The organism is Solibacillus sp. GQ1 (assembly GCF_059758555.1).
In genome coordinates, this window is record NZ_JCAXEX010000001.1 from 1817645 (window position 1) to 1842244 (window position 24600).

Below are 24600 nucleotides of genomic sequence, written 5' to 3' on the forward strand. Positions count from 1 at the left end.
TAACTTATTCCACTTCTTTTAATGTCTTTATAAATCCAGTTATCATATCTATATCAATATTTACTGATGGGCGAACATATAATTGATAAGTATATTTTCCAATTTTCCAATGAGCATACCAACCATAATATTGTGTATTTTGTTTATGTAAAAACAATGTAATATCTATATTCCCTATTAAAAGGTTTTTCTTTTTAACATTCCAACTTTGTCTTTTACCAATATTATCTCCTTCTTTATAGGAGAGTTTGCCAATCAATTCCTCTGGGGCTAACCATAACCAAATGCCGTCAGTATAATTGATTTTTGATCTATATAGAAAATGCGTTTCTACACCAAAATTATTTTGGTTATGTCCTATTGAATCCAGGAAAAATTCTTGATATTCAAAGGCAGGGAGATAAATATTTTGAAATATAGTTCTTTTGCGGATGTCAAAATTATTTTCATGCCACTGCACTCTGGAAATTTCATCTTCATCCCACTTAGGCATTCCATATCTGGCCGTAAAACTCGTTGAGCTAAATGACTTTTTACCCCAATGTTCAATACTAAACGAATCCAGTGGGGTAAATGATTCAATGACTTTAATCATTTCTTCATCTTCAAATTTTCCTTCTAAAACGGATAATTCTACGTTCGTGAACCACTTCGCATAACAAGCCGCACGATTTCCTTTGTAATCGACACCTATAAATCCCACAATCCCGTTAACCACAAAAGATTCACCTGGAGTAACAAGGTTAGTATCCGCATAGACAACAGGAATTCCCCAATCATAATAAAATTGCTTTACTCTTACTACCCTATTTTTACTTATAATCTCAAAACGAATTGACGAACGAGTACAGTTTGATTCTTTTTTTAGAGAAATATTTTGAACAGAACATCCACTAGGTAAATGAGAAGGCCACAAGATTACAAAATTAACATACTGTTGTGCTTGTTTAAATGATGAAATATCAACAATTTGATTCAATCAATTGCCCTCCATTATACTTTCAGTAAAACTTTTCCTTCATAATTACGGCTCTCTATCAATTGATGTGCTGCTGTAGCATCTTCTAAACTAAAAATTTGTGCAATTGGAAGTGAAAGCTGTTTTGAATTAAAGAGTTTAATCACTTTTTCAGCAACAGGTGCCAATCGTAATGGATCATGCTCTCTCGTGGTACCTAAGCTAAATCCTTTAATATTTCGACAGCTGTTATGGACATCACTTGTTTTAAATTGACCAACTTCCCCACTGCTATTCCCAAATTGCACAAGAGTGCCATATAACGCTAAGCAATTTAGGCTCTTGCTTGTTACGTGACCTGCAACTGAATCAAAAATAAGATTTGCCCCTTGATTATTTGTTACCTTTAGGACTTCCTCTGCAAATGTCTCATACGTGAAAACCATGGTAGCTCCAAGTTTCTTAACATACTTTGCTTTTTCTATATTACCTACCGTACCAATGATATGTTGGATTCCTGCGATTTTCGCTAATTGTACAAGCATCGAACCTACGCCGCCAGCCGCACTATGTATGACAATTGTATCTGTTTCTTTTACTTGCCCTATTTCATGTAAAAGCATATAAGACAGGATGGATACAGTCGGCATTGCAGCAGCTTGTTCAAAAGAAAGGGTGTCCGGAATTTTAAAAATCAGTTTTTCATTCGCAAGCACATATTCCTTATAGGAACCACCTTTCGGAAAAGCAATTACACGATCTCCAATAGAAAAATTTGAGTTAGGAGCAGTCTCTACGATTGTCCCGGCAGTATCTAGTCCTAATATTAAAGGGAAATTTCCTTTTCCTTTACTGCCAATCCGTTTTTTTATGTCTGCATAATTCACACTTGTATATGAAACCTTTATTAAACATTCACCTTCTCCAATTTTCGGTATTTCAATATCCTGATATGAAAGGACATTTGCATCTCCAAATTCCCTTTGAATAATAGCTTTCATCTAATTCCCCCATTTCAATTCACATATAGTCCACTAAATCATCCTTGGTGTTATATGTAAAATAGTAAAATAAAAAGGGAAATATTAACATACAACTTTTGAAGGAATCAATTCTCTATACTCCTTATATAGCAGCTCCGTATTTTTATTACTCAACAATTTGGCCCGATTACGTAAAAAGCACAATTCTTTTCAACAATTGCACCCGATTATGGAATATGTATAACTAATATTTCATCTGCAAATTACCTTGTAGTGTTTTCTCTGCAAGTTTAATGTTTTCTTTTAGAAATAAAGGTAGTTCCGTATGCGCAAGAACCTCAGATGTAGTCAGCCAAATAACATCATCCACTTCTTCAGTACTTTTAGCGTAAGGTTCTCCAAATTTATGATGACATAGGAAAACAATATCGATCACATTTATCCCTGATTCTGTCACGAAGGAGGAGCTATTTACATATTTAATGCCTGTAATTTCGCTACCTACTTCTTCAAAAACTTCTCGTTTTAATGTTCTTTCCAGAATATCAGACGAAGCACCTTCAATTTCACACTTTCCTCCTACTAATGAGAGACCTCCACCAGCATGCTCTTCCTTTTCGCTTCTGCAGATTAAAAGCCATTTCTCATCGCGACGAATTGCCCCTTCTACATTTACTACAAACATAAAATACCCCCTGAAATTTTTACTTTTAAACACTTGGCCCATTTCATTTCGTAGACGCTTTTTTTCTGCAGAAATACGCCCGGTTATAGAACCTTTAATCAATATCCTATTAATAATATAACATACCAATTATTACCATTCTATAAACCTTGTTCAACAATCTGGCCTTATAACGGAAAAAAGCGATCTTCTTACTGAAGAATCGCGTTGAATTTATGGAAATATGTATTATTCTATACTTATATGTGTGTTTTCCACAGGATCGTAATTTTTCAAATTTTCGGTAGGAATGGTTTTCCCATCAATTGTATAATACTCGAATTGCCCCTTTAAATCATTAGCTAAGTAATGAAGCAACGCCTAGCCGCTTAATCTGGTATAACAATGGGCCATGGAAACGAACAATTGCCTATCGTGATGAAGTGCCTCACGACTTCCCATAACCCCCAGAGACCCCTTATCATGCGTGATTGACTAATAGATACCAATACTATTTTCACTTTTAAAATTCCGTTAGTCAGATAAAAACACATCTATTGTAACTTTTAATAATTATTCAGAATTGTTAGACTATTATCAACTACCATGAATACACTTAAAACTTAATTCTTTCAGGAGGGATACAAATGGAGAAAAAGTTACACTTATTACCATATCAAGTGGATGAAGTGGTCGAAATGGTCGAAGTGGTGCCAAAAGGTATTGAACTTATTGCAGCACCAGAAATTTGGGAGAATTCTAAAGGGAAGGGAATCACTGTTGCAATATTGGACACAGGCTGCGACGTCACCCACCCTGATTTGAGTGAGCGTATTATCGGCGGACGGAATTTCACTCGTGATGATGATGGACAACCTGATGTATACATCGATTATAATGGCCATGGAACCCATGTGGCTGGCACAATTGCTGCAATTCATAACGGCACGGGAGTAGTTGGTGTTGCACCTGAAGCAAGTTTATTGATTTTAAAAGTGCTTGATAAAAGTGGATCAGGGCAATACGACTGGATCATAAATGGTATTAACTATGCAGTTGAACAAAAGGTGGATATCATCTCCATGAGCCTCGGAGGTTCTGTCGATGTACCTGAGTTACACCAGGCTATTCAAAATGCAATCACTAATCAAATTCTAGTAGTTTGTGCCGCTGGTAATGAGGGAGATGGACAGAGTTCTTCAAATGAATTTGCCTTTCCCGCCTGCTACAATGAAGTCATCAGCGTCGGATCCATTAACCTGCAACGCAGTTCTTCTGAATTTTCAAATTCGAATAATGAAGTCGACTTAGTAGCCCCTGGTGAAGGAATCCTTTCAACGTATTTAAACGGAACTTATGCAAAACTAAGCGGAACTTCGATGGCAACACCGCATGTATCCGGTGCACTTGCACTCATAAAAGTGAATGCCAACAGAAACTTTGAACGAAATCTGACAGAGACTGAGCTGTATGCACAATTAATAAAGAGAACCATTCCTTTAGGAAACTCGCCAAAACTCGAAGGCAACGGATTGCTGTACTTAACAACAGAGAAATACTTATCGGAGGTGTTCAACCAAGAATTATCTGCAAAGGCGTTGAAAATATAATGGAAAAACTAAATTTGCTATACTGTGAATGGGAAACGGCCAAGTCAGACTTTTTAATAAGGAAAATCGATCCTTATTATGACGAAAAGAAAGATGAGGAAGTCAGAAATCAATACTATCAGAGCATTTCATTCACAGACGCCAATCTTTTAGATAGCCTTCACACACTGCTTGAAAAAACACATACAAATCGGTTAAACCGTTCGTAAATGAAAGTTTGTTAACATTTCAAACAGCGACAAGCACTGTTAATTCAGTGTTTGTCGCTATTTTTATTAGAAAATAACGCTCTGAGATATCATTTTAAAAAGAACTTCTCAATTCACTCGATTTGAATGGAGGTAACATATAAATAGAATCACATTGAAAAGATACAAAAGGACGCTTTGGTAATCAACGAATATTACCTAATAACCAGCAGTTTCATGGTAAAATTTCGAAGAGGTGTTTTATGAAAAGAATACTATTATGTTTAATTTGTTTAGCTTCACTAGTTGGGTGTATCAAACAGGTTAAGGAGGTGGACGGTGAATTTTTATTAGGGCAATTCGGTACTGATTGGAAAAAAGAAACTTTTTATTTGGTAGCCCCAATTCAATGGACAGGTGAATCCCCGATAACACTAAAATCGATTGAATTCGTTAAAGATTATCCCGACTCGCTTACTACATACGAAGAAGATGGTATAAAGTATGAGATTTTCGGAGCAGAACCATCAATGAAAACTGGTTTATATGATGAATCGTATGGAAGAGAATTAAAAAACATAAACGGTTTAGAAATTAATGGTGAAGGAAAAATTGTTATAAAATTTTCGCTGGGTGATGTAAAAGTAGATAAGGCACGCAGATTAAAAATTAAATTTGATAGTGACGGAGAAGAAGTTGAAAAAATTGTTGTATGGAAAACACTTGAATTATTAACAACGGAGACTCGTTAAAAATTATTTGTTTTGTTCTCAGCAATCTTTAAATTGTAGAGATTATAATATATATAAACAAGATCTTAATAACGTTCCTAAATCAAAGTATAGGGTCAAAAAAAATCGGTAAACGTTGTTGTGCAGCGTAAGATTTTTATTCAAGAACTGATCCTAAAACGGAAAAACGCGTTCTTCTTATTGAAGAATCGCGCCCAGATTGTTGCATAAGGTATACTCATATATATGATGCTTTACAACATTAAGCACAGAAGACTTCCCAAATACGATTTTGGGAACGGGGTTGAATTATAATAGCATGGAAATGAAAATTGCCAAGAGACGCTTTGGGATGGTTTTTACTTCATAAAGGATTTTTGATGCGCCCAAACAGAATCAGAAGGACATCAATGCAAGCATTTAAGAGTGAATTGATGTCCTTTCTTAAAAGCTAATAGATTCCTCTACTAAAGGCTGGCTGCCAAATTCCTTGTGCATTTTTCTCCATACCTAGCTCTGTTTGTGTTCCTTCAATTGAAATAAATTTTACAACCCCGATTGTATCTGTTTGTTGCTCAAACTCTGCATTCTCTAACCCCGTAAAGAGGTTTGCAATAATAAGGCGATTTATTTCCTCTGTAAACAACTCCTGACGTACGATTTTTGTTTTCTCATAATATCTTCGAACACTTTCTGTTTCTTCGTTAATATTTGTTGTAAACAATGCTTCATATGTTTCATAATCTTTTTCAATATCGCTTAATAAAAACATTTTAGTAATCGCTTGTGGTGTCATATTTTTTAACTTTTCAACATTATAATCCGTTTTAAAGGCAACAAAAACTTGCTGCTCCTGTTCAGTCAATTCAAATGTTAGCTCAAAATTTTGGAATCCTACGACCTTACCTACTAATTGCCCTTCATTAATTTTCATAATCGTGTGGCCTTCCTCATTGTCATAAACAACAAATTCTTTTTCTTTAGTAGAAATCGATTTGTCAATGAATGGCTCTGGCTTTGTTCCCCAATTATGAAATAAGTAAGAATTATTAAATGGATCATTGATATCCTCATTTTTTATTTGCTCATTTAATCCATGAACTTTTAATGCGGTATTATCTACTAAAATTTGCCCTTGATTCATTGTTACATTATCGTCACCTAATCCTAATACAGTTGAAACTACAAGCCCATCAGTACCATAAAAGGCAATATAATCTCCATACGTAATCGTGGCTTCCTTATCGATAATCATTGGCAAAAAATGCAGCATCCATTGTTCCCCAAGTAGATGGGCATATTTCGGTTCAATTACGTCTAAAGAGGAAACATCATCAACAATCGGTAGTAGCTCATTTTGCTGACTAGCTGTTTGTAGGTTATTCTTTTGAGAAAATTCAACGAATAGCATTAACCCAATAAATAAACAAGCTACAATAGATACCGAGACGACCTGCCAGTTACTCTTTCTTTTTATTGGTTTAGGTTGCAAAATGCGTTGCTTTATGTCGTTTGTAAATGGGGCATCTTGTCGTAATTCCTCTTTTAGCTTGGCTTTAAATTCCTTCATAAAATATTGCCTCCAGTTCCTGATTTGTTTTCAACAATTCTCTCGCTCGACGAATCCTTGTACGAACGGTGTTTTGTGATACATTTAATAAACTTGCAATTTCAGAAACATCAAATTCTTCATAATAAAACAGTATAGTGACTTCCCTATAATGAAGTGGTAATGCGAAGACAATTTGCTTTATAGTTGTATAATCTTCGGTTGATATATACGTTTGCTCAACTGATGGTTCAGTTCTGCCTAGTGGTAAAAGTTTTGAGATAAATGATTTTCTCTTTTGTTTTCGTAGTTCATCATGACAACAATTAATAGCGATACGAGTTAAATATGTTTTCAATGAAGCATCATTTCTAAAATCGTCTTTATGTAATTGATACTTCATTAGTACGTCCTGTGTAACTTCCTCTGCAAGCTGAAAATCCTTCATATACAAATAATTAAGTTGATATAAATATTCACCATATTGTTCTACAATTTGTTCCAACGACAACTCACCTCGCTTCAATTCTACTACTTAGACGCTTATTTCCTAAAAAATTGTTCAATCCCCTGAAAATATTTTTAGAATAGCCTTTTAATATTTACATTTTAAGGGGTTACTTAAAGAAGAGTGCGGTTTTAGCAGTATTTGATGCGACTTATAGTCATTTAGATGATGTAACAGTTACCTCTGCATTTTCCCAACTCCAGAATGTTAATTTAAGGAATAATTAGTTATAGAAGGTATTACTTAATTAAGTGTTACAGTGTAAACTAACGGCGCTTAAGTGCATTAATTATTTAAATAGTATACAAAATAAACCTAAATAACGTATCCAAATAAAAATTTGGGAATACACCAAAAAGGCACGAAGGTTGTTTAATCAACGTTCGTGCCTTTTTATTTCTATGTGAGTAAGGACTATTCTAAAACATTAAAATTTACAGAGGTAATTTTTTATCACGTAGTTCTTTTTGAATCTGTTCATTAAAAGCATCAATAGATATTGTATTCAATCCATCCTGTTTATACGCTCTTACAGTGACAGTTTCATTTTGTTGTTCTTGATCACCTAATACAAGGATATACGGTATTTTTTGCAATTGAGCATCTCGAATTTTTCGACCTAGCTTTTCGTTACGTTTATCAATAGATACTCGAATATTTGCTTGACGCAAATGTGCTGTAACTTTTTCTACATATGCAGTATGAGTGTCAGACACGCCAATCACCTTTACTTGTTGTGGTGCTATCCATAATGGGAATGCACCGCCAAAATGTTCGATTAAAATACCTAAGAAGCGATCTATAGAACCGAATACAGCTCGATGAATGACAACTGGACGCACTTTCTCATTGTCTTCATTCACATATGTTAAATCAAACTTCTCTGGTAGTTGAAAATCTAACTGTACCGTTGCACATTGATGGCTACGTTTTATGGCATCTCGAATATGAATATCGATCTTCGGTCCGTAAAATGCACCGTCTCCCTCATTAATTTTATAAGGAATGCCGAGTCTGTTTAAAACATTTTCAAGTGCTTTTTCAGCTTGATTCCATAAGTCAAGTTCTCCCATATAATCTTCAGGACGTGTGGATAACTCCACTTCATATTCAAAATCGAATACTTTATATACGTGATCAATAATCTGTAATGCGAGTGCAATTTCGTCTTCTATTTGTTTCGGTGTGACGAAAATATGTGCATCATCCTGACAGAATGTTCGTACGCGCAGGAGCCCATTTAATGCACCACTAAATTCATGTCGATGCACTTGACCAAACTCTGCCATACGAATCGGTAAATCTCGATATGAATGTAAATCATTTTTATAAATCAGCATATGTCCAGGACAGTTCATCGGTTTTAAAGCGAACTTTTGCTCATCCACTTGTGTGAAGTACATATTTTCTTTATAGTGCTGCCAGTGTCCTGATTGTTCCCAAAGGCGTTGATTCATCATTAATGGTGTACGTACTTCTTTGTAATCGTAAGTTGCTTGCAAATTGCGTAAAAAACTCTCTAGTTCATTACGAATAATTTGACCATTCGCTAAATAAAACGGCATCCCTGGTGCCTCTTCTGAAAACATAAATAATTCTAATTCTTTCCCAAGCTTACGGTGATTACGTTTATCAGCTTCTTCAAGGAATACAAAATAATCCTCCATATTCTCTTTCGTTGCAAAGGCTACCCCATAAATGCGTTGCAACATTTGATTATTGCTATCGCCACGCCAATACGCACCTGCAATATTCATCAACTTAAAGTGCTGCAAACTATTTGTCGATGGCACGTGTGGCCCTCTACATAAATCAACAAACTCTCCTTGTTCATAAATTGTGATCACTTCATCTTCGGGAATCGCTTCAAGCAGTTCCAACTTTAGATGATCACGTGCAAAAATAACCATTGCTTCTTCTCTCGATATTTCTCTACGAATTACTGAATGATTTTCACTCACAATTTTTTTCATCTCACGCTCAATTGCTTGTAAATCCTCCGGCACGAGTGTATGACTCATTTCGATATCATAATAAAAACCACTTTCAATAACAGGTCCAATGCCGAATTTTGCATCTGGATATAAACGTTTCACAGCTTGGGCTAACAAATGTGCTGTTGAGTGACGAAGTACCCCTAAGCCTTCCTTTGATGAAGCATCATACAGCGAAATTTCAGCGTCCACGTGAATTGGTCGTGTCAAATCGGTTGTCGTAGTATTTACACTTCCCACAATTGATTTTTTCGCTAAGCTCGGACTAATTGACTTGGCAATTTCGGTTAGCGTAACACCTTTGGCAAAGCGTTTTTGCTCGCCATTTGGAAATTGAATTGTTACTTCTTGATTTGACATACTACCTCTCCTTTTCATAAATTGGTAAATTAAAAAAGCATATATTCATCCGCAAAGGGACGAATATATGCTTGCATACCCGTGGTTCCACCCAAATTCCTACTGTCTGAAATACTTACAGTAGCTCATTGATACAGATAACGCCTGTACACGTTACTAGTTTCCTAGCACAGCTCCAAGGGAGTAAAACGAATTATCCAATCAGGAAACTTTCAGCCGGTGATTTCCCTCTCTTTTGACCTTCACTAAAACGATTCATATCCTCTTCATTGCTTTTTAAAATTGAAATTAATATGTAATTTAATACATTACCAAATTAATGTCAATACTCTGTCTCCAATAATTAACATGATAAATACCCCATATTTGTTACTGTTATTGGATTTTTCATTACATAATTTTTCTTAAATATATAGAGAAGCTCTTTTCTTATTCAAGGAAAGCGCCCGATTGTTGAAGATCGTTATGGGTGCCCCCAAACTTTTATATGGGATCAATTGCAATGTAAATTGCATATTTGATATACAATGAAAAGTTACTGCTCAACAATTAAAAATTTATTATCTTTTATATCGTAGTTACCGTATTTCCTTGAAAGTATAACTGTTTTTAGGGCATATTTTTCATCAGCAAATACTAATAAAAAACGGTCTTCTAAAATATCAATTCCCCCGTTATTACCTTTAAATTTAATTTCCATAGATTCTTCAATAACTTCATTTGTTGTATAAGGTCCAAACGTAGCGACTTGAGTCCAATCGAAATCGGTAAGCTCACTTAAATCAATTTGTGTTTCACCATTTTCTAAAAGGGAGCCAATTTCCTTAGCTAAAAGCGTGTCTTGGCTAGCTCCATTTTTTTTCAATACAGTAACAGCTAAGCCTAGAACAGCAAAAATTAGAATTACATAAATCATTTTTTTCATAACTACTTAAACCTCCTAAATTTCCACATTCCATATTTTAGAAGACGTTAAATAGTAAGTGATAGTTCCAAAAGCGTCTTTTGGTAACATCCCTTTAACAGATTGTTATTAAACAATATGACCCTTTAATGAAAAGTGACGCAATCCTTATTAAAGAATCGCGCCCGATTGTTAAATAACTTAATTTATACTGATAAAAAAATCTTTCGAGTCAAGCTTATAAATTCAAGCAACAAAAATGGGATGTCAAGCATCCCATTTTTATTGTTTCTTATTTTTCTGATGTTACATCTTTATAAGAAACTTCAAAATTACCCTTTGTTCCTGTAACAGTAATTTCAAGAACTTTTTCCTTACCAGTTCCACCATTATCAAATCTTGCAAAAGTCTTACCAACTTTTTTAGGCTCAAGAATAGCATATTCATTGTTTACTGTTCCTGCACTAGCCCATCCATGAAGTAATCCTTGTGTTTCATAGTTAGAAATTTCCTTAATAGAGATAATTGAAGAGTCATCAATTACAGCCTTATCATCTTTCCATCCTCCAAATGATGCTCCTTTAGAGACAGTTCTATGAGTTATGCCAAAGTCTTTGAAGTATAAATAATCATATTGAGTTCCTTTTTGCATACTGTTAATCATCAATGCTAACTGAGAACGCTTAAGGGCTTCTCCTTGTTTAAAATTTACTACCTCAAAATCATGGTGTTCATCTTTATATCCTGCTTTATATCCAGAAACAAATCCATAATAATTCATCGTTTCAATCGCTTGACTGAACTGACCACCAAATCTAAGCCAAACATCACCACTCTCAACGGCACTATTATCGCCACCACCAGTATAAAACGTAGTATCACTAAAGAATTTGAATCCTACATCTTGAATACCGATTAATGGAATTTCAAATCCTTTTACTAAAATTGAAGACATTTGCCCACGAGTTAAAAGGTCGTTGATGCCGAATACACCGGTACCCTTTCCTTTAACAAGTCCTGCATTCTCTAAAGCGGCAATATATTTATAGAATTGGTGATCCTTTGGAACGTCCTTAAATTTAGGATTTTTAACATTTTCTATATCAAGTTCTAAAACTTTTGCAATTATACTAGAAGCTTGACCTCGTGTTACGTTCTCGTATGGTCTAAATTTGTCATTAGTTCTACTAATAGCTTTTTGATCTATTAAGCTTTCTACTGCTGAATAGAAGTTGTCTGATGTCTTTACATCTTGGTAATGCACTGAACTAGCGCTTGCATCTGCACCTGTACCCATCATACTTGTGAAAAATAAACCTGTTGCTAACCCTGCTGTAATTAATGTCTTCTTCATTTTCCTTCATCTCCTATAACACTTATTCCATTTTAAGTTTGTTTATATTTCTGTACATCGTCTTATGATTGACATACCTACACATACCTATCCTGCTGTACAACGCTGTACAGACGGAAAAAATGAAAATTAGTTTCAAATTTATTCTAATTTTTTTAGCAAGTCTTTTAAAACTATGGAGGGAGAAGAAGATTAATCACTAATATGCTCCAAATTAACAACGGCCTTAACTCAATTATCATAACAATGAGGGTCACTATGAATTGTACAAACCGTTTACTTGGGGAACTCCTTTACATCTTTAAAGCACTGCTTGGTAACAAAAATGACTGTTCTTCAACAATATGGCCCTATACCGGAAAAACGCGATCCTCTTACTGAAGAATCGCGCCCGATTGTGGAAGACACGAGAATAAAAGTAAGATAGACTTTTGCTCAACATGTTATTTAAGACATTATGACCTTTTCGTATTATTGCTCTTTTAATATGGAATGTATTCGATAAGCTTTATAAAAACTGCTACCTAAGAAAATTGTTATGAGAGCGGGACACGACCTTAAAAGGGCAAATGGCGTTTCAAATAAAAAAGCTTTCCAAAATAATGCCCCTTCCATACTCCAAAGACCTTCCGTTAAATATAAGCCCGAATCTTTGTAAATCATATAAGAAATAAAAAATGATACTACAGTTAAACCAGATGTATAATTCATCACTCTTTTATAATAATTACTCTTGGATTGGCGATCTGAATAGAGTTCATTTACAGCATCAGCTTCTTTTTGCCAATACTGTAATCCACGCTGGGAACCCTTTATACAGTTCCATCCAAAATCCTCATACATCCCTTTGTAGTCTTCAAACTTTTCCTTTGGTAAATACTCTTGATAATCCAGTCGCATCACATATCGCTTATCAGTCTTTTCGAATGTATATATGCCTAATCCACTAATATTTTTACATCGAAAGCCATTTTGTAATTGCTTATTCAGCCATTTCTCTTCTTTATCAATATCAAAAAAGCTCTTAATTTTTATCATTCAAATCACTTCCTTCATAAAGGGATAGAATATGGTCCAATCTGTTTTTTTCCATTTCCAAAATTGCAAATCCTTCGGCAGTAATCCTAAACACTTTTCTACGGCCATCTTCCCCAACTGCTTCAATCCAACCATGCTTATTCAAGTTTTCAATCGCACCGTATAATGTACCTGCTGCTAAAATTACTGTGCCATTACTCATCTGTTCGATTTTCTGCATTGCGGCATAACCGTGAAGTGGCTCACGTAGCGCTAATAAGATGTAATGCATCGTTTCAGACAATGGCAATAATTTATGTTTCATATTTTTCACCCCATATTCAGTTCAACTATTCAGTTATACTTAGTAATAACATAATACAGTTCAACTGTATAGTCAACTTATTTCCATAATTCGTAAAAAGATTATTAGTATAAGCGTTAACAGAACACAATAAAAAAACCGCTTTCCTTTTAATATGGATAGCGACTTCTGTTTAATCTTTTTGAATTAAATGGCCCTTTAACGGAAAAACGCGATCTTCTTATTGAAGAATCGCGCCCGATTGTGGAATAACAATTGGTTTCTATTAGCAGCCTTAATTAAGCACTAATATCAATTTATTTCCATGACTTTAATTGCATTGTCTATATTTTACAGGTGTAAGATGTTGCCACTCTTTATAGAGTTCCTCTTGCGAAAGTATTTTCCAAGGATTAAACATCGTTTGCCCATGTTTATTAAAATATAACCCATCCCCAATATAATAAGCAGCATGTTGAATGATTTCATCTTTATCTTTCCAAACTACGATGTCCCCTACGTGTAGTACTTCACCTAGGAACTCCTTATAATTATACTGTTTTAACTTTTCTAGAAATGTTTTTTGATGTATCCACTCATAAATAAACCATTCTTGTTTCCCTTTTGAAATAGCAAATAAAACTGATGCTAAACAATTTGCACCTTGGTAATGACCAAAAGTATTGGCAAAAGGTTTTAGAAAATTGGGTAAGGACATAGGCGCTTCGTTACATTCTCCCTTATCCCACCATTCATAAACCATTGTTGTTAGTAACTGTTCTTTAGACGACTCATCAAGCTTTTCCCACATGGAACGCTGAATGACTACGTGACCATTCACTACATAATTTGAAGGGATTTTTTCTATATCTTGTATAAATGAGGCAGGTAATACTAGCCCTCTTTCACTTTGCACTTGTGAATTTAAAATAAATTGTTTGACCTCTTCAGATATGCTTTCAATCCATTCTTTTTCAGCAATGATTACGTATTGTGCATTTTTTATATTCCAGTATTCATAACTATTTACAAAATTTAATTGTCCATACATACTGTGATTATAAAACTCGTCTATTGGCATTAATAATACATCTTTAAAGTCAACTTCATTATTAAGATGTTCTTTAGATAGAAAAAACAAGTCTTTTTCTGGGACATAAATATCAATCCATGACAATAAGACTTTTTTTGTTGGTTTTATTTTCATTATCTATTCTCCAAGTTATATTTAACTGCAGTTTAATTACATAACAGATTTTACCATAAAATACCCTTTTAAAAAAATGTTATTCCACAATCTGGCCTTATAACGGAAAAAACGCGTTCTACTTATTGAAGAATCGCGCTCGATTGTTGAATAACAATGGCCTTCCCAGTATAGAATTTTTTACGAAATAAATGCTGCCATTATATATTTTTGAGCTACTAAAAATATTCCCCAAGCAACTACTCCTAGTGAAATTGCTAGCGTTAAATGAACAGATTGTTTCAAAGCGAAATAAATCACAAATAACATTACCATTGTTGCTGGAAATCCTGCTAGAACGCCCAGTGTAAATTTGTTGATGTTTTGAGTAGTTTCCCCTTGAACCGTTAACCAAATGATACTTAATATGCTAATTAAAGGTAGGGCAGCTATAATGCCACCATAAACAGGATATCGTCTTGCCAATTCCGTTACGATACCAATAATGGCAGCCGAACTTATAATTTTTATTAGCAAATACATTTATTTTGATACCTCACTTAAAAGTCGAAATGCTTCAACAATCTTTTCTCTTTCATTAGACGATAATCGGCTAAGTGCGACTTGCAATTTATTTTCATCTAATTCTGTATTCTTTTTTAATATTTCTGAACCTAATTCTGTTAAATGTAAATACACCTTTCGTTGATCTTCATTCGACCTCTCTTTATACAACCACCCATTACTCACTAATTTTTTCACATGTTCTGATGCTGTATTGTGTGAAATTGATAATTGCTCAGCAATGTCACGAATCACGACATATTGCTGTTTCTGAACCATTTGTAAAATGCGGACACTTTGATGCGAAATCACTTCTTCTTGTACGGGATGTAAATTGAAATAAATGTCAGTAAAGTATTTGTTTATATCTTGAATCACTATAATCACCTCAATTTTAAATCGATCAAAACGATTATATCGTAATATACGATATATTTACAACAATAAAATTGCCTTTCCCTAATGACCAATATTATTAATTAAAGCTTAATTCCATAAATGGTCCCTTACTTCATTAAATGGCCCTTTAACGGAAAAACGCGATTTTCTTATTGAAGAATCGCGCCTTGTTTTCAAGATGAAAAGTTGAAAAGAGATTTAAACATGGAAAAGAAGCTATTTCGTTCACCGAAAACAGCAAGCCCTTACCCAGTAAACAACTAGAATAATCAAAACTCTGAAAATGATACATAAATTTAATATAAAAGTTGCTTTCAATCATTTATACTAAAAATATAGTCATTCTGAGAGGTGAATTTAGTGATTATTAAAGATAAGAAATCATCCCATTTAGATGAACACCTAAAGAATAATTCTGAAATTAGTAGTAATGAAGATAAAGAAATGCTTGAAAACATCAAGCTTACAATAGAGGAAAATAAAGAAGTAATAGAGCAAAACCGTAAAATTCTTGAATCAAAGAAACAGGAAGAAGCCACTGAAGAATGATCAGTGGTTTTTTGTTCTTATTGCTCTTGGAATTCCTTATAAAATCACTTTAGGGTCTTCCTTTTTTCCAGGAAAGCGCCCGATTGTTGAACAAAAATTACAGATTAATCATATGAAAAATCATTAGTTAAGAAAACATTTTACCGCGGATAAAAATGCTGTTAAATTATCATCATGTACATGATGCCCAGCATTCTCTATTGTTAGCAATTTACAATTCGGGATAAGTTCAGATACTTCATGTAATTTGTATTGCGGAATATGACTGGAGTCACCACTTAAGATAAGAGTCGGCACGGTAATATCTTTAAGACGACTCCACCACTCAGGATTAGGTTCATTAAGTTGCTGAAGAATCGAAGGCACAACCTGCCAATCAAAAGGTAAAGGTTCAGAAGGTCTAAAAGGTATTTCAATGTGCTTCTTCTGATAAGGAGGTGGTGTGTCTTCAACAACCAGTCGTTCTATCCTAGAAGGGTATGATTCGGCGAAAAGATAGGATACAGTCCCCCCCATAGAATGACCAATTAGCGTAAACCGTCCCAAATTCAATGCATCGACAAAATAAAGTAAATCATCACACATCAATTCAAAACTATATGTATTAGCTTCTCTACTTCCTCCATGACCTCTTTGATCTAAAGCTAAAACTCTATATTTTTCACCTAAAACAGTGAAAACTTGATCCCATGATTCCGAAGTTTTCCCTAGCGCATGAAGTGCTACAATTGGTGGTGCAGAAGCTTCTCCAATTTCACGGTACATAAAAGTGTGTCCATTCAACTTAATTTGTTTCTCCTGTATTTCCATTTCGAATCATCTCCCATAGGGTAGTGTTATTATCCATTTGTATAAATTTCGATCTCTATTTAGATATTTCCTTCTCATGTTCAACAATCTGGCCCTTTAATGAAAAGTGACGCGATCCTTATTAAAGAATCGCGCCCGATAGTTGAACATCGCCTTAGGATATAAAAAAATTACATTTAGCATACATAAATCCAAAGTATATTTAAATTACGCTAGGTAGAACAGTTAGTCTTCGTCAAGTAGATTAATCCAAATACCACCACCGCTTACAGTAACATAATAGTTAATTTCGGTACCGTCAGTATTTTCAAAGTGGATGAAAGTATTACCATCCTGTTTTGCTGTCAAAGTGGCATGGTTGTCATCTGTCATCTCTATCATGACAACGGACTCATCCTCCATCGAGTAAGTCCAACTTCCCTCCTCAAGAAATATTTCCTCCGTCTTATCTGGTCCAGTAAAGAGACCAAAAACAATTAGTAACGCAGCTAAGACCGAAAGAGCCGCAATGCGATGCTTTTTATTATCTAGTAAAACAAAAATAAAGAAAATCGCTAAGCCAAGGGCAAATATAGCGCTGAGGAGATGATTCGGAAAATTTGTCATTGCAGCTCTGTAATAATCGACGCTAGCGTAAGCAAGATAACCTGTTGCCACGGATAAAACTAGAACGCTAAGCCAGTTTTTCTTTTTAAGTTGGAATGCTATCACAGCACCTGGTAAGGTCAGAAGTGTGATTTTAAACCAGTAATCATAGTAGCGGAATATCTCCCACCCTTGCCCGTAAAACGGCACCTCAATTAAATAAATTAAGGGCTGGCTAACAAGGAAGAATACAAAGCATTTAAGTGCTGCTTCCCACCACTTTTCGCAGTTTACAATAATGAATACAGCAAAAAGAATCCACCAGTCAACATAAATAGCGATATCTTGAAATGAGGTATCTTTTAAAAATGACACCTGATTGATAAGTGCAGTATATACCGCTGTAATAACAGCTAAAAGAAATACTCTCGACCAAGTCATATTCAATTGACCGAAGTATTTTTTAAATTTATCCATGATTTCCCCTCTATTCTAAAACCTATTGAAATCCCAAAAGGCTTGTATTTTTTTGGGTTTATTAAACATTAAAAACTTTATTTTGTCCATATTTAGTTAGAAAATTATTAAGGGATTTAGATATTTACATTACACACATTGGGACTCTTTAAGTGAATAAAGGGCTGTTCCTTGTGACAGAATCTGGTCCTATAACGGAAAAACACGATCTTCTTATTGAAGAATCGCGCACAATTGTAGAACAAGACACTTTATGAATAAATATTTAATAGACTGCGCGCTTTCCTTACACAAGGAAAGTGCGCCATAATTCTTTAACATTTAATTAGTTTTTTTATTATAGCAATCCTCACAAATTAGTCTTCCTTCATTTTGTATATAGGCTTTAATTTCAGTCATACCTTTTCGTTCTGGATAACGCATTTTTACAAAAACTACATCGTTTCCTTTAATTTCTTTATCGCATTTAGTACATTTAGGCACAATTTCAAACAATGTATATCTCCGCCTCTCAATTATGTTAATCTTTATTACGTTTAACTCTAAAGAAAAGTTTCGTATTCCATTAAATGGCCCTATAACGGAAAAACGCGATCTTCTTATTGAAGAATCGCGCCCGATTGTGGAATAACAAACAGCTTCTACAATATTGCAATATATAATTATTTATGTTTCAAAAAGGTTATTTTCTAACGCTGCAATGTATCGTTTTGCTGAATTTTGAACTCGTTCTTTAGCATCCTTTTGAATTACTCGATTGAATGCGTCGTATAACCTTTCGAAATTAAATGTATCAATTTGAATTACAATTCGTTTCACAATATTAGTTGGCAATGGGATAAAGTTTGGATAGCTATACATAAAAGTTACCCATCTACGATCTGCGACCACACGAATGATATCTCCAACAAATAATAGACCCTCTTTTTTATTGTTTTTCCATTCTAAAACTGTTGCTCCTTTAAAATGACCTCCTACACGATGTAAAACTATACCTTCTTGTAAGATCAATTCTTCACCTGACCAAAAAATAATATGCTCACTTGGTCTAGTTACCCACTCTTTATCATCTTCATGAATGTAGATTGGTGCATCAAATGCTTCTGCCCACTCTACTTGGCTTGAATAATAATGAGGATGAGATAATGCAATTGCATTAATTCCACCCAATTCATTAATTTTGGTAATAGTTTCAATATCAATATATGTAATACAATCCCATAACAAGTTAAAATGTCTATTCTGAACTAAGTAAGCAGTCTGTCCAATACCGAATGCAGGAACAGTTTTAATACTATGTAATCCATCTTCTTCAAAAGTAATCTTATTTTTAAACTTCCTAGACGTGACTAATTGATCTAAACTTGTCCATCTTTGCCCATTTACACTAACGTATTGTCTCTCTTCAGTGCAAATTTTACATTCACTAGGTTCAACATTAGATTTTTCATATTGAATTCCACACGTTTCACAAATATAATAATTCATTTCAATCTCATCCCCTTAATTTTGTATTTTTACCTCTTTTTGGTTTACCATTTATATATTTTATATTCGGAAACCAAAAGTTTCTATCGGTATATAGACTGAATCTTCCTTACTTAACAATCCCACTGTCGTTTAAGCACTTTTCTTATTTAAAAAAAGCACCCGATCTGTTGCATAAGGGTGGTATCAGATTTACACATATACAATGTTAAAGCAAAAAGATGTTTCCAAATACGATTTTAAGAACAATATTATTAAAGTTACCAAATGTCACTTTTGGGACTATACCTCCATTCATTTTGAATTGGATATTTACTCTTGATGTCTATTTAACAGAAAGGGCATAATTAAATTGTCCCAATTTTAAAACGAATAGAGGTGGAAATAATAAAATTCCCCAAAATCTCTCAAATACGTTTTTCCAAATTAATATTACACGGGTTGCTATTAATGACCCTTATAATATTAATATCTATAATTACAAAAAACATAGTTGAGTTTATATTTAACGTAAATTTCCCTGAAGGAATTGGACCTGCTAGTACCTTAGTTATGATTTGGGCTTTCTATGCTATTCAAAATAAAAAATACCAGAAAGAGACTTAGTTTAAATAGATGTAATGCTATAATTTTGCGAATAGCTTATACATCTCATAGTTAAATAATGTTCCCGTTGACGTTAACAGAAAAATCGGTAATCGTTGTAGTAGCAGCGTTTACCGATTTTTTATTTGAACATTGTTTATACGAGATTTTATGCAAGTCAATGAAACGTTTCTAAAGCATCTTTTATACTTGCTGAGCATGATCTTTAATTTGCATAAAAACCTGTATAGCAATTCTTTTATCGTTATAAATCTGCATCATACCTAACACTCCCCAAGAAAAAATGTTGTCTCCACAATATGGCCCTATAACGGAAAAACGCGATCTTCTTATTGAAGAATCGCGCCCTTTAATTGAATAACATTTAATTACAATTAAAAACTACCAGGATTTACTTTTAGAAAATCTCCAGAAGAACAATTCTTCAGTTTCTTTATACATTTCGGCACCGTTTTTTTCTAATACTCTATGCGATGCAATATTATCTTTTTCCGTATCAGCAATAACATAAATAACATCTGCCTGATTTAACAACCAATTTTTTAAATTAGTAACAGCTTCAGTCATAAAACCATTACCTTGATGTTCATAGATAGTGTAATATCCAATCACTACTTCTCCATTATCATTGGGAGTTCCTTTTATCATTATTCCTCCGACAATTTCGTTTATATCTTTCGATACAATGATCCAATTGGTACACCAAAAATAATTTTTCTCATCAGCCAAAACCTTTGATAGTCTAACTTCCATGGCTTGCTTAAGTTCTTGATTAAGAATACTATTCGATTCATTTAATGATAAATTTGATTCCAATTGTTTTTGATCTTTAATTAATAATGCCAAGTTTTCTGCTTTCAGGGGAATAATCTTTAATCTATCAGTATTTAAGCCTAGTTCTAGCAATATTAACCCTCCTATCTAATTTGTGAGCCATTTAATTGGCTAAAACAAAATAAAAATAGGATATCTTAATGGCAACTCCCCCCCATTTATATACTCCTAAAAAAAGAGACACCAAACTTTGCACTCCTTTATTAAGGGTCAACTAAGTTTATCATTCCATAAATATCTTGTAAATTTTAACAAAAATAAAGACCACACTTATTCCACAAAATGGCCCTTTAACGGAAAAACGCGATCTTCTTATTAAAGAATTGCGCCCGTTTGAGGAAGACGTTATTATACTAAAGCCTTCGTTATTTGAATAACAGATTCCCTTTACCCTAAGTTATTCATTAATAGAACATCAACTATTTACCTATCCAATACTTACCGATAATAGTCTCTCCATCAACATCATACAAAGGAACTTCCCTTGGAGGAGGATTATTCAGTTTAACTGCTTCTTGTGGGGTTTTTGGCTTTGGGCCATCATTACCTAGCCGAATGTTTGTTAATAAAACTATGAGGAAAAGTAATGCAGCTATAAAATATAGTGAAAATTTAATCCAGTTCAATATTTACCTATCCTTCTTCTGTACAATTTTGTCAGTTTAAGTGTACTTCTTTACAATACTATTCTACATGAATACTTAAGAGCCTTTGTTATTACACAATATATGAACAATGCTCAATTGGTTTAATTGATATATACTTTGCTTTCCTAAGATTAAAGATAAATTTTTAACTTAAAAGCAATTCTGAAAAGAATATTCCAAAACCTAACCCTAAAATTAAAACTAAAGAATATATCAATTTCATTTTAATGGATTGATCATTAAAAACCATTCCTGAATATCTATACACCCAATATAATATTGGTAAAACCACTATAATGCAGAAGATATTTTCAAAGGAAAATCTCAAATTTAATGTGGGATTAATTACATATAACCAACTTCCCATGATAAAACCAAATGTATAACTACCTAATAAAAAGTGTTCTAACTCTTTTCTTTTTCAAAATCTCCACCTTCTTAATACTGTTTTTAATATTAGAACAAATATTCTCTTTAAACTCAACTTAAGATGTCTTATTACTCTTGTTAAATAACACCTTTTTTAAAAGAAGTTATTCAGATTGTGGAAGATCCTTTATATTGTCGGATTGAAAACAAATTCTCATTCATTAACTAGAAACAGTTAATAATCCTTTAAGCTCTAGTTTTCTTATATGTATAGGAAATGGTAAAATAAAGGTAGTAAATAGTTACTTATTAAAATAACCCAGTAGTTAATTGTAGAATTTTTAGGATAATATTTTAGGAATGGAGGCAATCATTTGTTTTTGTATCATGTAATTATTCGAAATGATGATCTTGGTGAATATTTTAGCCCCGCAATCGTTTTAAAGGAAGGGTTAAATCGTAACGGCTACAAAATGGTATGGCAATAGCGGTAATTTTCTTCCAGATTTAACTATCCGCTTCAGACCCGCAAATTTACCGAAATGGGTTGACTTTAATGTTGCTTTCGGTGCAGGTTTGGAAGAGTATGATATTCCTCACTATCGATTTCCAGTGTTTAGTGATAAAATTTTGGTTTTTAACAGAGATATAGCAAGTGATTTATTTGCTTATATTGAAGATATTTATGATGGTGGCAATGGTCGTATTGTTGAGGGATTACCTTCAAAGGAAGATTTAATGAAAAATTATTGGGCAAGTATGAACACTCTTGAAGAATTTTTAAAAAATAAGCCTTATAATAAGCCAGAAATTTATATTTTTGAACAAATTCCATCAAAGTTAATTGACTATATAGAGTAAATTCTTGTTCTGTTTCTTCCACCTTTCAATAGAGGTGGTTTTTTACTCCCCAAAATCTATAATGGAGAGGAATAAACCTTTCCTTATATACATTAAAATAAGTTTATTAAATTTAAATGGCCCTATAACGGGAAGAAACGCGATCTTCTTATTGAAGAATCGCGCCCGATTGAAGAATATCTTTTAATCACGCAAAGTTCGCACCAAACCAGAAAAAGAAAATCACCACCCCTAAATTTAAGAAAGTAAATATGGCAGCTATACTAGGAATCAATTTCCGTTCGTACTTGGATGTAAATGTTAAAATGCCCAGTAAGACAGACACGACATTCCCTGCCAATATAAGAAAAATTATACCCCCTGTCAGCTTTTCTTTTGTGGCTACTCCAATTGGGTCTAATAAAATCATAAGAACCGTAACTATCACGCTAACAGTTAAAAAAACATAGCTTTTCCAAGAATGATGCTTCGTTTTCAAAAAATCTCCCCCAAAATAGACTCACTAATTGTTATTAAAAAGCGTTTATATCTCAAATTATCAATGCTCATCCGCCTTTTAAGTTTCCTGTTCGTAATAAATAAACAAGGATCTTCATCCTCTCGTTCGTCTAAATATCTTTTTAACGAAATGGAGCAGCGAGTATTAAAGTAGACTTCTCTTTCTTTATCACCTTTCCCTTGTACAATGACTGAATTTGTTCGAAAATCAAAATCATGACGATCTAATTTTACTACCTCCCCAATACGGCAGCCGGTTGAATACATTAGCGATTTAACACAGCGAATCCTATGCCCTAAACTAGAAGGCTATACAACAATCGCGCCCGAATATTGAATATCGTTTTTCTGAATAGATTTATAACATTTTAACCTTTTCAAAAATCTCTTTGTAAAGGACATCTAATCCTTTTTCATCATTTAAATAGAAATACCAAACATCTTCTCTATTGGCATCTTTATCGGATAAATAAATTGTCGTATGTGAACCGTTTTTCAATGCTTCCCATCGCGCTGTTTCGTATGTATACCCAACTTTTGTAAATGGAAGATCCCTTTTTTCGGAATCAAAAAAGATATAGGGGATTTCAGAGTTATTATAAACTTCAACAAATCGATCATTAGAAGCTTCTTCAAACATCAATGGTGTTATCATAACTGCATCAAAATTTGTTGAAATCTGTACTGTATCTTCGCTAAGTTCATCTAATGAAATTTTTTCAAAACTAATTTTTTTATTATTTAGTTCAGGAATATGACCAATTACAGCGATTTTTAAAGGTTCTCCATCATATTTAACTTCTTCTTTTGAACATGCGCTAAGATTTAGTAGGAATAAAATAGATATAATACTTAAAATCTTATTTAATCTCATTGTAGTGTCCCCCTAAATAATGTATGCCATAATATTACCATTTAAGGGTTATTTTATATAGTTTTTGTTTGAACATGTTATTTTGATAGCTGGTAATATATTAGTTACCTAAGCGTCTTTGGTAGACTATTACTTAAAAGTGTAATTCAATAATATGATCCTATAACGGAAAAACGTTTTCTTATTATTGAAGAAATGCGCCCTTTAATGGAATAACTATGATCTTAACAAATCATTTTACTTGTTCTTTCTTTTTAAAAGGTCAGGATGAACAAATATTTATTACGCGGGCGGAATGGCATTTGTAACTAGCAAAATAAAGAAAATCAATCCGATGCAAAAGTAAACAACGGAAGCGAAAAATCTGCACCTTTTTTAAAAACAAAGGCTTCTCTTTTTTGAATGATTCCTGTTATGCCCGCGTTTCTCGCAGTAAAGAAATTCGAAATTGGCCCCCCTCCACTTGTTAACAAAAGAAACAATCCGCTACATATTGCCCCGATAATTCCCATTACTTCAATAAATCGAACAGAGAACGTACTTGCAACAAAATAGGTGATAACCGCCTCGATACATAAAGTTAGGAAAAAAAGAAAACCATTCTTTTTGTTCATTGTTCTATACCTCCGTTTATTTATATTTCTAATTATGAAATAAACTTCTTTGCGGACGAACTGAAAGAGGCTTAGTTAATTGGGATTATTGATAAATCCCTTTATTAAAGTACCT

26 protein-coding genes and 1 pseudogene are annotated in these 24600 nt (G+C 33.6%); 4 read left to right on the forward strand and 23 right to left on the reverse strand.

Going from position 1 to position 24600, the window contains the following annotated elements:
• Window positions 1-4: 4 nt before the first annotated feature.
• The 3 genes from AC6CH1_RS09285 to AC6CH1_RS09295 all read right to left on the reverse strand — a co-directional run bounded on the left by AC6CH1_RS09285 (window position 5) and on the right by AC6CH1_RS09295 (window position 2626).
• Window positions 5-979 carry a hypothetical protein gene (locus AC6CH1_RS09285; RefSeq protein ID WP_498317242.1) on the reverse strand — a complete coding sequence of 325 codons (975 nt, stop codon included), beginning with the start codon at window positions 977-979 and terminating at the stop codon, window positions 5-7.
• Between the two features lie 14 nt (window positions 980-993).
• The gene (locus AC6CH1_RS09290; RefSeq protein WP_498317244.1) at window positions 994-1959 is read right to left on the reverse strand and encodes a quinone oxidoreductase family protein; all 966 of its coding nucleotides are present in this window, start codon (window positions 1957-1959) and stop codon (window positions 994-996) included.
• Between the two features lie 226 nt (window positions 1960-2185).
• The gene (locus AC6CH1_RS09295) at window positions 2186-2626 is read right to left on the reverse strand and encodes an NUDIX hydrolase (RefSeq protein ID WP_498317245.1); all 441 of its coding nucleotides are present in this window, start codon (window positions 2624-2626) and stop codon (window positions 2186-2188) included.
• A 626-nt stretch (window positions 2627-3252) separates the two neighbouring features.
• Here AC6CH1_RS09295 and AC6CH1_RS09300 point away from each other — a divergent pair.
• A complete protein-coding gene (locus AC6CH1_RS09300) occupies window positions 3253-4215 on the forward strand; it encodes a S8 family peptidase (protein WP_008403874.1) in 963 nt (320 codons plus the stop codon).
• A 451-nt stretch (window positions 4216-4666) separates the two neighbouring features.
• A complete protein-coding gene (locus AC6CH1_RS09305; protein ID WP_498317247.1) occupies window positions 4667-5155 on the forward strand; it encodes a hypothetical protein in 489 nt (162 codons plus the stop codon).
• Between the two features lie 430 nt (window positions 5156-5585).
• Here AC6CH1_RS09305 and AC6CH1_RS09310 read toward each other — a convergent pair whose 3' ends face one another.
• The 10 genes from AC6CH1_RS09310 to AC6CH1_RS09355 form a co-directional block, all read right to left on the reverse strand.
• Window positions 5586-6704 carry a hypothetical protein gene (locus AC6CH1_RS09310; RefSeq protein ID WP_498317248.1) on the reverse strand — a complete coding sequence of 373 codons (1119 nt, stop codon included), beginning with the start codon at window positions 6702-6704 and terminating at the stop codon, window positions 5586-5588.
• Entirely contained in the window at window positions 6691-7188 is a 498-nt protein-coding gene (locus AC6CH1_RS09315) for an RNA polymerase sigma factor (protein ID WP_498317250.1), read from the reverse strand. Before AC6CH1_RS09315 ends, AC6CH1_RS09310 begins: the two co-directional genes overlap by 14 nt.
• Window positions 7189-7625: 437 nt before the next feature.
• Complete coding sequence (gene thrS / locus AC6CH1_RS09320) at window positions 7626-9545, reverse strand: threonine--tRNA ligase (protein ID WP_498317252.1); 1920 nt, start codon at window positions 9543-9545, stop codon at window positions 7626-7628.
• Between the two features lie 535 nt (window positions 9546-10080).
• Window positions 10081-10470, reverse strand: a complete 390-nt coding sequence (locus tag AC6CH1_RS09325) for a hypothetical protein (RefSeq protein ID WP_340735045.1) — start codon at window positions 10468-10470, stop codon at window positions 10081-10083.
• 271 nt (window positions 10471-10741) lie between these two features.
• Window positions 10742-11803 (reverse strand): S-layer homology domain-containing protein, encoded by a 1062-nt coding sequence (locus tag AC6CH1_RS09330; protein ID WP_498317254.1) that lies wholly within the window; start codon window positions 11801-11803, stop codon window positions 10742-10744.
• A gap of 471 nt (window positions 11804-12274) precedes the next feature.
• A complete protein-coding gene (locus AC6CH1_RS09335) occupies window positions 12275-12841 on the reverse strand; it encodes a DUF2812 domain-containing protein (RefSeq protein WP_498317256.1) in 567 nt (188 codons plus the stop codon).
• The gene (locus AC6CH1_RS09340) at window positions 12828-13145 is read right to left on the reverse strand and encodes a PadR family transcriptional regulator (protein ID WP_498317258.1); all 318 of its coding nucleotides are present in this window, start codon (window positions 13143-13145) and stop codon (window positions 12828-12830) included. Before AC6CH1_RS09340 ends, AC6CH1_RS09335 begins: the two co-directional genes overlap by 14 nt.
• Before the next feature lie 310 nt (window positions 13146-13455).
• Window positions 13456-14331, reverse strand: coding sequence for a hypothetical protein (locus AC6CH1_RS09345; RefSeq protein ID WP_498317260.1), 876 nt, complete (start codon window positions 14329-14331; stop codon window positions 13456-13458).
• Window positions 14332-14511: 180 nt separating this feature from the next.
• Complete coding sequence (locus AC6CH1_RS09350; protein ID WP_498317261.1) at window positions 14512-14853, reverse strand: DUF3147 family protein; 342 nt, start codon at window positions 14851-14853, stop codon at window positions 14512-14514.
• A complete protein-coding gene (locus tag AC6CH1_RS09355) occupies window positions 14854-15252 on the reverse strand; it encodes a MarR family winged helix-turn-helix transcriptional regulator (RefSeq protein ID WP_498317262.1) in 399 nt (132 codons plus the stop codon). It abuts the gene before it with no gap.
• Between the two features lie 381 nt (window positions 15253-15633).
• Between AC6CH1_RS09355 and AC6CH1_RS09360 the strand changes: the two genes are divergently transcribed.
• Window positions 15634-15822: a hypothetical protein gene (locus AC6CH1_RS09360; RefSeq protein WP_427709255.1), complete on the forward strand. Its 189-nt coding sequence runs from the start codon at window positions 15634-15636 to the stop codon at window positions 15820-15822.
• Between the two features lie 123 nt (window positions 15823-15945).
• Here the strand turns inward: AC6CH1_RS09360 and AC6CH1_RS09365 are convergent, their stop codons facing one another.
• The 6 genes from AC6CH1_RS09365 to AC6CH1_RS09390 form a co-directional block, all read right to left on the reverse strand.
• Window positions 15946-16632: an alpha/beta fold hydrolase gene (locus tag AC6CH1_RS09365; protein WP_427709253.1), complete on the reverse strand. Its 687-nt coding sequence runs from the start codon at window positions 16630-16632 to the stop codon at window positions 15946-15948.
• A gap of 225 nt (window positions 16633-16857) precedes the next feature.
• A complete protein-coding gene (locus AC6CH1_RS09370; RefSeq protein ID WP_251687187.1) occupies window positions 16858-17694 on the reverse strand; it encodes a hypothetical protein in 837 nt (278 codons plus the stop codon).
• Window positions 17695-18015: 321 nt separating this feature from the next.
• Entirely contained in the window at window positions 18016-18189 is a 174-nt protein-coding gene (locus AC6CH1_RS09375; protein WP_251687185.1) for a Fe3+ hydroxamate ABC transporter substrate-binding protein, read from the reverse strand.
• 171 nt (window positions 18190-18360) lie between these two features.
• A complete protein-coding gene (locus tag AC6CH1_RS09380) occupies window positions 18361-19182 on the reverse strand; it encodes an MBL fold metallo-hydrolase (RefSeq protein ID WP_498317265.1) in 822 nt (273 codons plus the stop codon).
• Between the two features lie 987 nt (window positions 19183-20169).
• A complete protein-coding gene (locus AC6CH1_RS09385; RefSeq protein ID WP_498317266.1) occupies window positions 20170-20694 on the reverse strand; it encodes a GNAT family N-acetyltransferase in 525 nt (174 codons plus the stop codon).
• A gap of 347 nt (window positions 20695-21041) precedes the next feature.
• A complete protein-coding gene (locus AC6CH1_RS09390; protein WP_498317267.1) occupies window positions 21042-21248 on the reverse strand; it encodes a hypothetical protein in 207 nt (68 codons plus the stop codon).
• Between the two features lie 966 nt (window positions 21249-22214).
• On the opposite strand from AC6CH1_RS09390, the gene AC6CH1_RS09395 reads away from it, so the two are divergent.
• Window positions 22215-22499, forward strand: a complete 285-nt coding sequence (locus AC6CH1_RS09395; protein ID WP_498317268.1) for a hypothetical protein — start codon at window positions 22215-22217, stop codon at window positions 22497-22499.
• Between the two features lie 187 nt (window positions 22500-22686).
• Here AC6CH1_RS09395 and AC6CH1_RS09400 read toward each other — a convergent pair whose 3' ends face one another.
• The 4 genes and pseudogenes from AC6CH1_RS09400 to AC6CH1_RS09415 all read right to left on the reverse strand — a co-directional run bounded on the left by AC6CH1_RS09400 (window position 22687) and on the right by AC6CH1_RS09415 (window position 24485).
• Window positions 22687-22977 carry a hypothetical protein gene (locus AC6CH1_RS09400; RefSeq protein WP_427709227.1) on the reverse strand — a complete coding sequence of 97 codons (291 nt, stop codon included), beginning with the start codon at window positions 22975-22977 and terminating at the stop codon, window positions 22687-22689.
• Window positions 22974-23288, reverse strand: a pseudogene (locus AC6CH1_RS09405) (tyrosine-type recombinase/integrase); the annotation flags it as partial. The gene AC6CH1_RS09400 and the pseudogene AC6CH1_RS09405, both read right to left, overlap by 4 nt.
• A 67-nt stretch (window positions 23289-23355) precedes the next feature.
• Complete coding sequence (locus AC6CH1_RS09410; RefSeq protein ID WP_251687167.1) at window positions 23356-23871, reverse strand: amino acid oxidase; 516 nt, start codon at window positions 23869-23871, stop codon at window positions 23356-23358.
• A 326-nt stretch (window positions 23872-24197) separates the two neighbouring features.
• Window positions 24198-24485 (reverse strand): hypothetical protein, encoded by a 288-nt coding sequence (locus tag AC6CH1_RS09415; protein WP_498317270.1) that lies wholly within the window; start codon window positions 24483-24485, stop codon window positions 24198-24200.
• Window positions 24486-24600: the final 115 nt, after the last annotated feature.

What these genes read in the sequence shown, in the direction of transcription:
- AC6CH1_RS09290 (WP_498317244.1), bottom strand. Translation starts at nt 1,959, where the DNA reads ATGAAAGCTATTATTCAAAGGGAATTTGGAGATGCAAATGTCCTTTCA.
- AC6CH1_RS09295 (WP_498317245.1), bottom strand. Translation starts at nt 2,626, where the DNA reads ATGTTTGTAGTAAATGTAGAAGGGGCAATTCGTCGCGATGAGAAATGG.
- AC6CH1_RS09300 (WP_008403874.1), top strand. Translation starts at nt 3,253, where the DNA reads ATGGAGAAAAAGTTACACTTATTACCATATCAAGTGGATGAAGTGGTC.
- AC6CH1_RS09305 (WP_498317247.1), top strand. Translation starts at nt 4,667, where the DNA reads ATGAAAAGAATACTATTATGTTTAATTTGTTTAGCTTCACTAGTTGGG.
- AC6CH1_RS09310 (WP_498317248.1), bottom strand. Translation starts at nt 6,704, where the DNA reads ATGAAGGAATTTAAAGCCAAGCTAAAAGAGGAATTACGACAAGATGCC.
- thrS (WP_498317252.1), bottom strand. Translation starts at nt 9,545, where the DNA reads ATGTCAAATCAAGAAGTAACAATTCAATTTCCAAATGGCGAGCAAAAA.
- AC6CH1_RS09325 (WP_340735045.1), bottom strand. Translation starts at nt 10,470, where the DNA reads ATGAAAAAAATGATTTATGTAATTCTAATTTTTGCTGTTCTAGGCTTA.
- AC6CH1_RS09330 (WP_498317254.1), bottom strand. Translation starts at nt 11,803, where the DNA reads ATGAAGAAGACATTAATTACAGCAGGGTTAGCAACAGGTTTATTTTTC.
- AC6CH1_RS09335 (WP_498317256.1), bottom strand. Translation starts at nt 12,841, where the DNA reads ATGATAAAAATTAAGAGCTTTTTTGATATTGATAAAGAAGAGAAATGG.
- AC6CH1_RS09340 (WP_498317258.1), bottom strand. Translation starts at nt 13,145, where the DNA reads ATGAAACATAAATTATTGCCATTGTCTGAAACGATGCATTACATCTTA.
- AC6CH1_RS09345 (WP_498317260.1), bottom strand. Translation starts at nt 14,331, where the DNA reads ATGAAAATAAAACCAACAAAAAAAGTCTTATTGTCATGGATTGATATT.
- AC6CH1_RS09350 (WP_498317261.1), bottom strand. Translation starts at nt 14,853, where the DNA reads ATGTATTTGCTAATAAAAATTATAAGTTCGGCTGCCATTATTGGTATC.
- AC6CH1_RS09365 (WP_427709253.1), bottom strand. Translation starts at nt 16,632, where the DNA reads ATGGAAATACAGGAGAAACAAATTAAGTTGAATGGACACACTTTTATG.
- AC6CH1_RS09370 (WP_251687187.1), bottom strand. Translation starts at nt 17,694, where the DNA reads ATGGATAAATTTAAAAAATACTTCGGTCAATTGAATATGACTTGGTCG.
- AC6CH1_RS09380 (WP_498317265.1), bottom strand. Translation starts at nt 19,182, where the DNA reads ATGAATTATTATATTTGTGAAACGTGTGGAATTCAATATGAAAAATCT.
- AC6CH1_RS09410 (WP_251687167.1), bottom strand. Translation starts at nt 23,871, where the DNA reads ATGAGATTAAATAAGATTTTAAGTATTATATCTATTTTATTCCTACTA.
- AC6CH1_RS09415 (WP_498317270.1), bottom strand. Translation starts at nt 24,485, where the DNA reads ATGAACAAAAAGAATGGTTTTCTTTTTTTCCTAACTTTATGTATCGAG.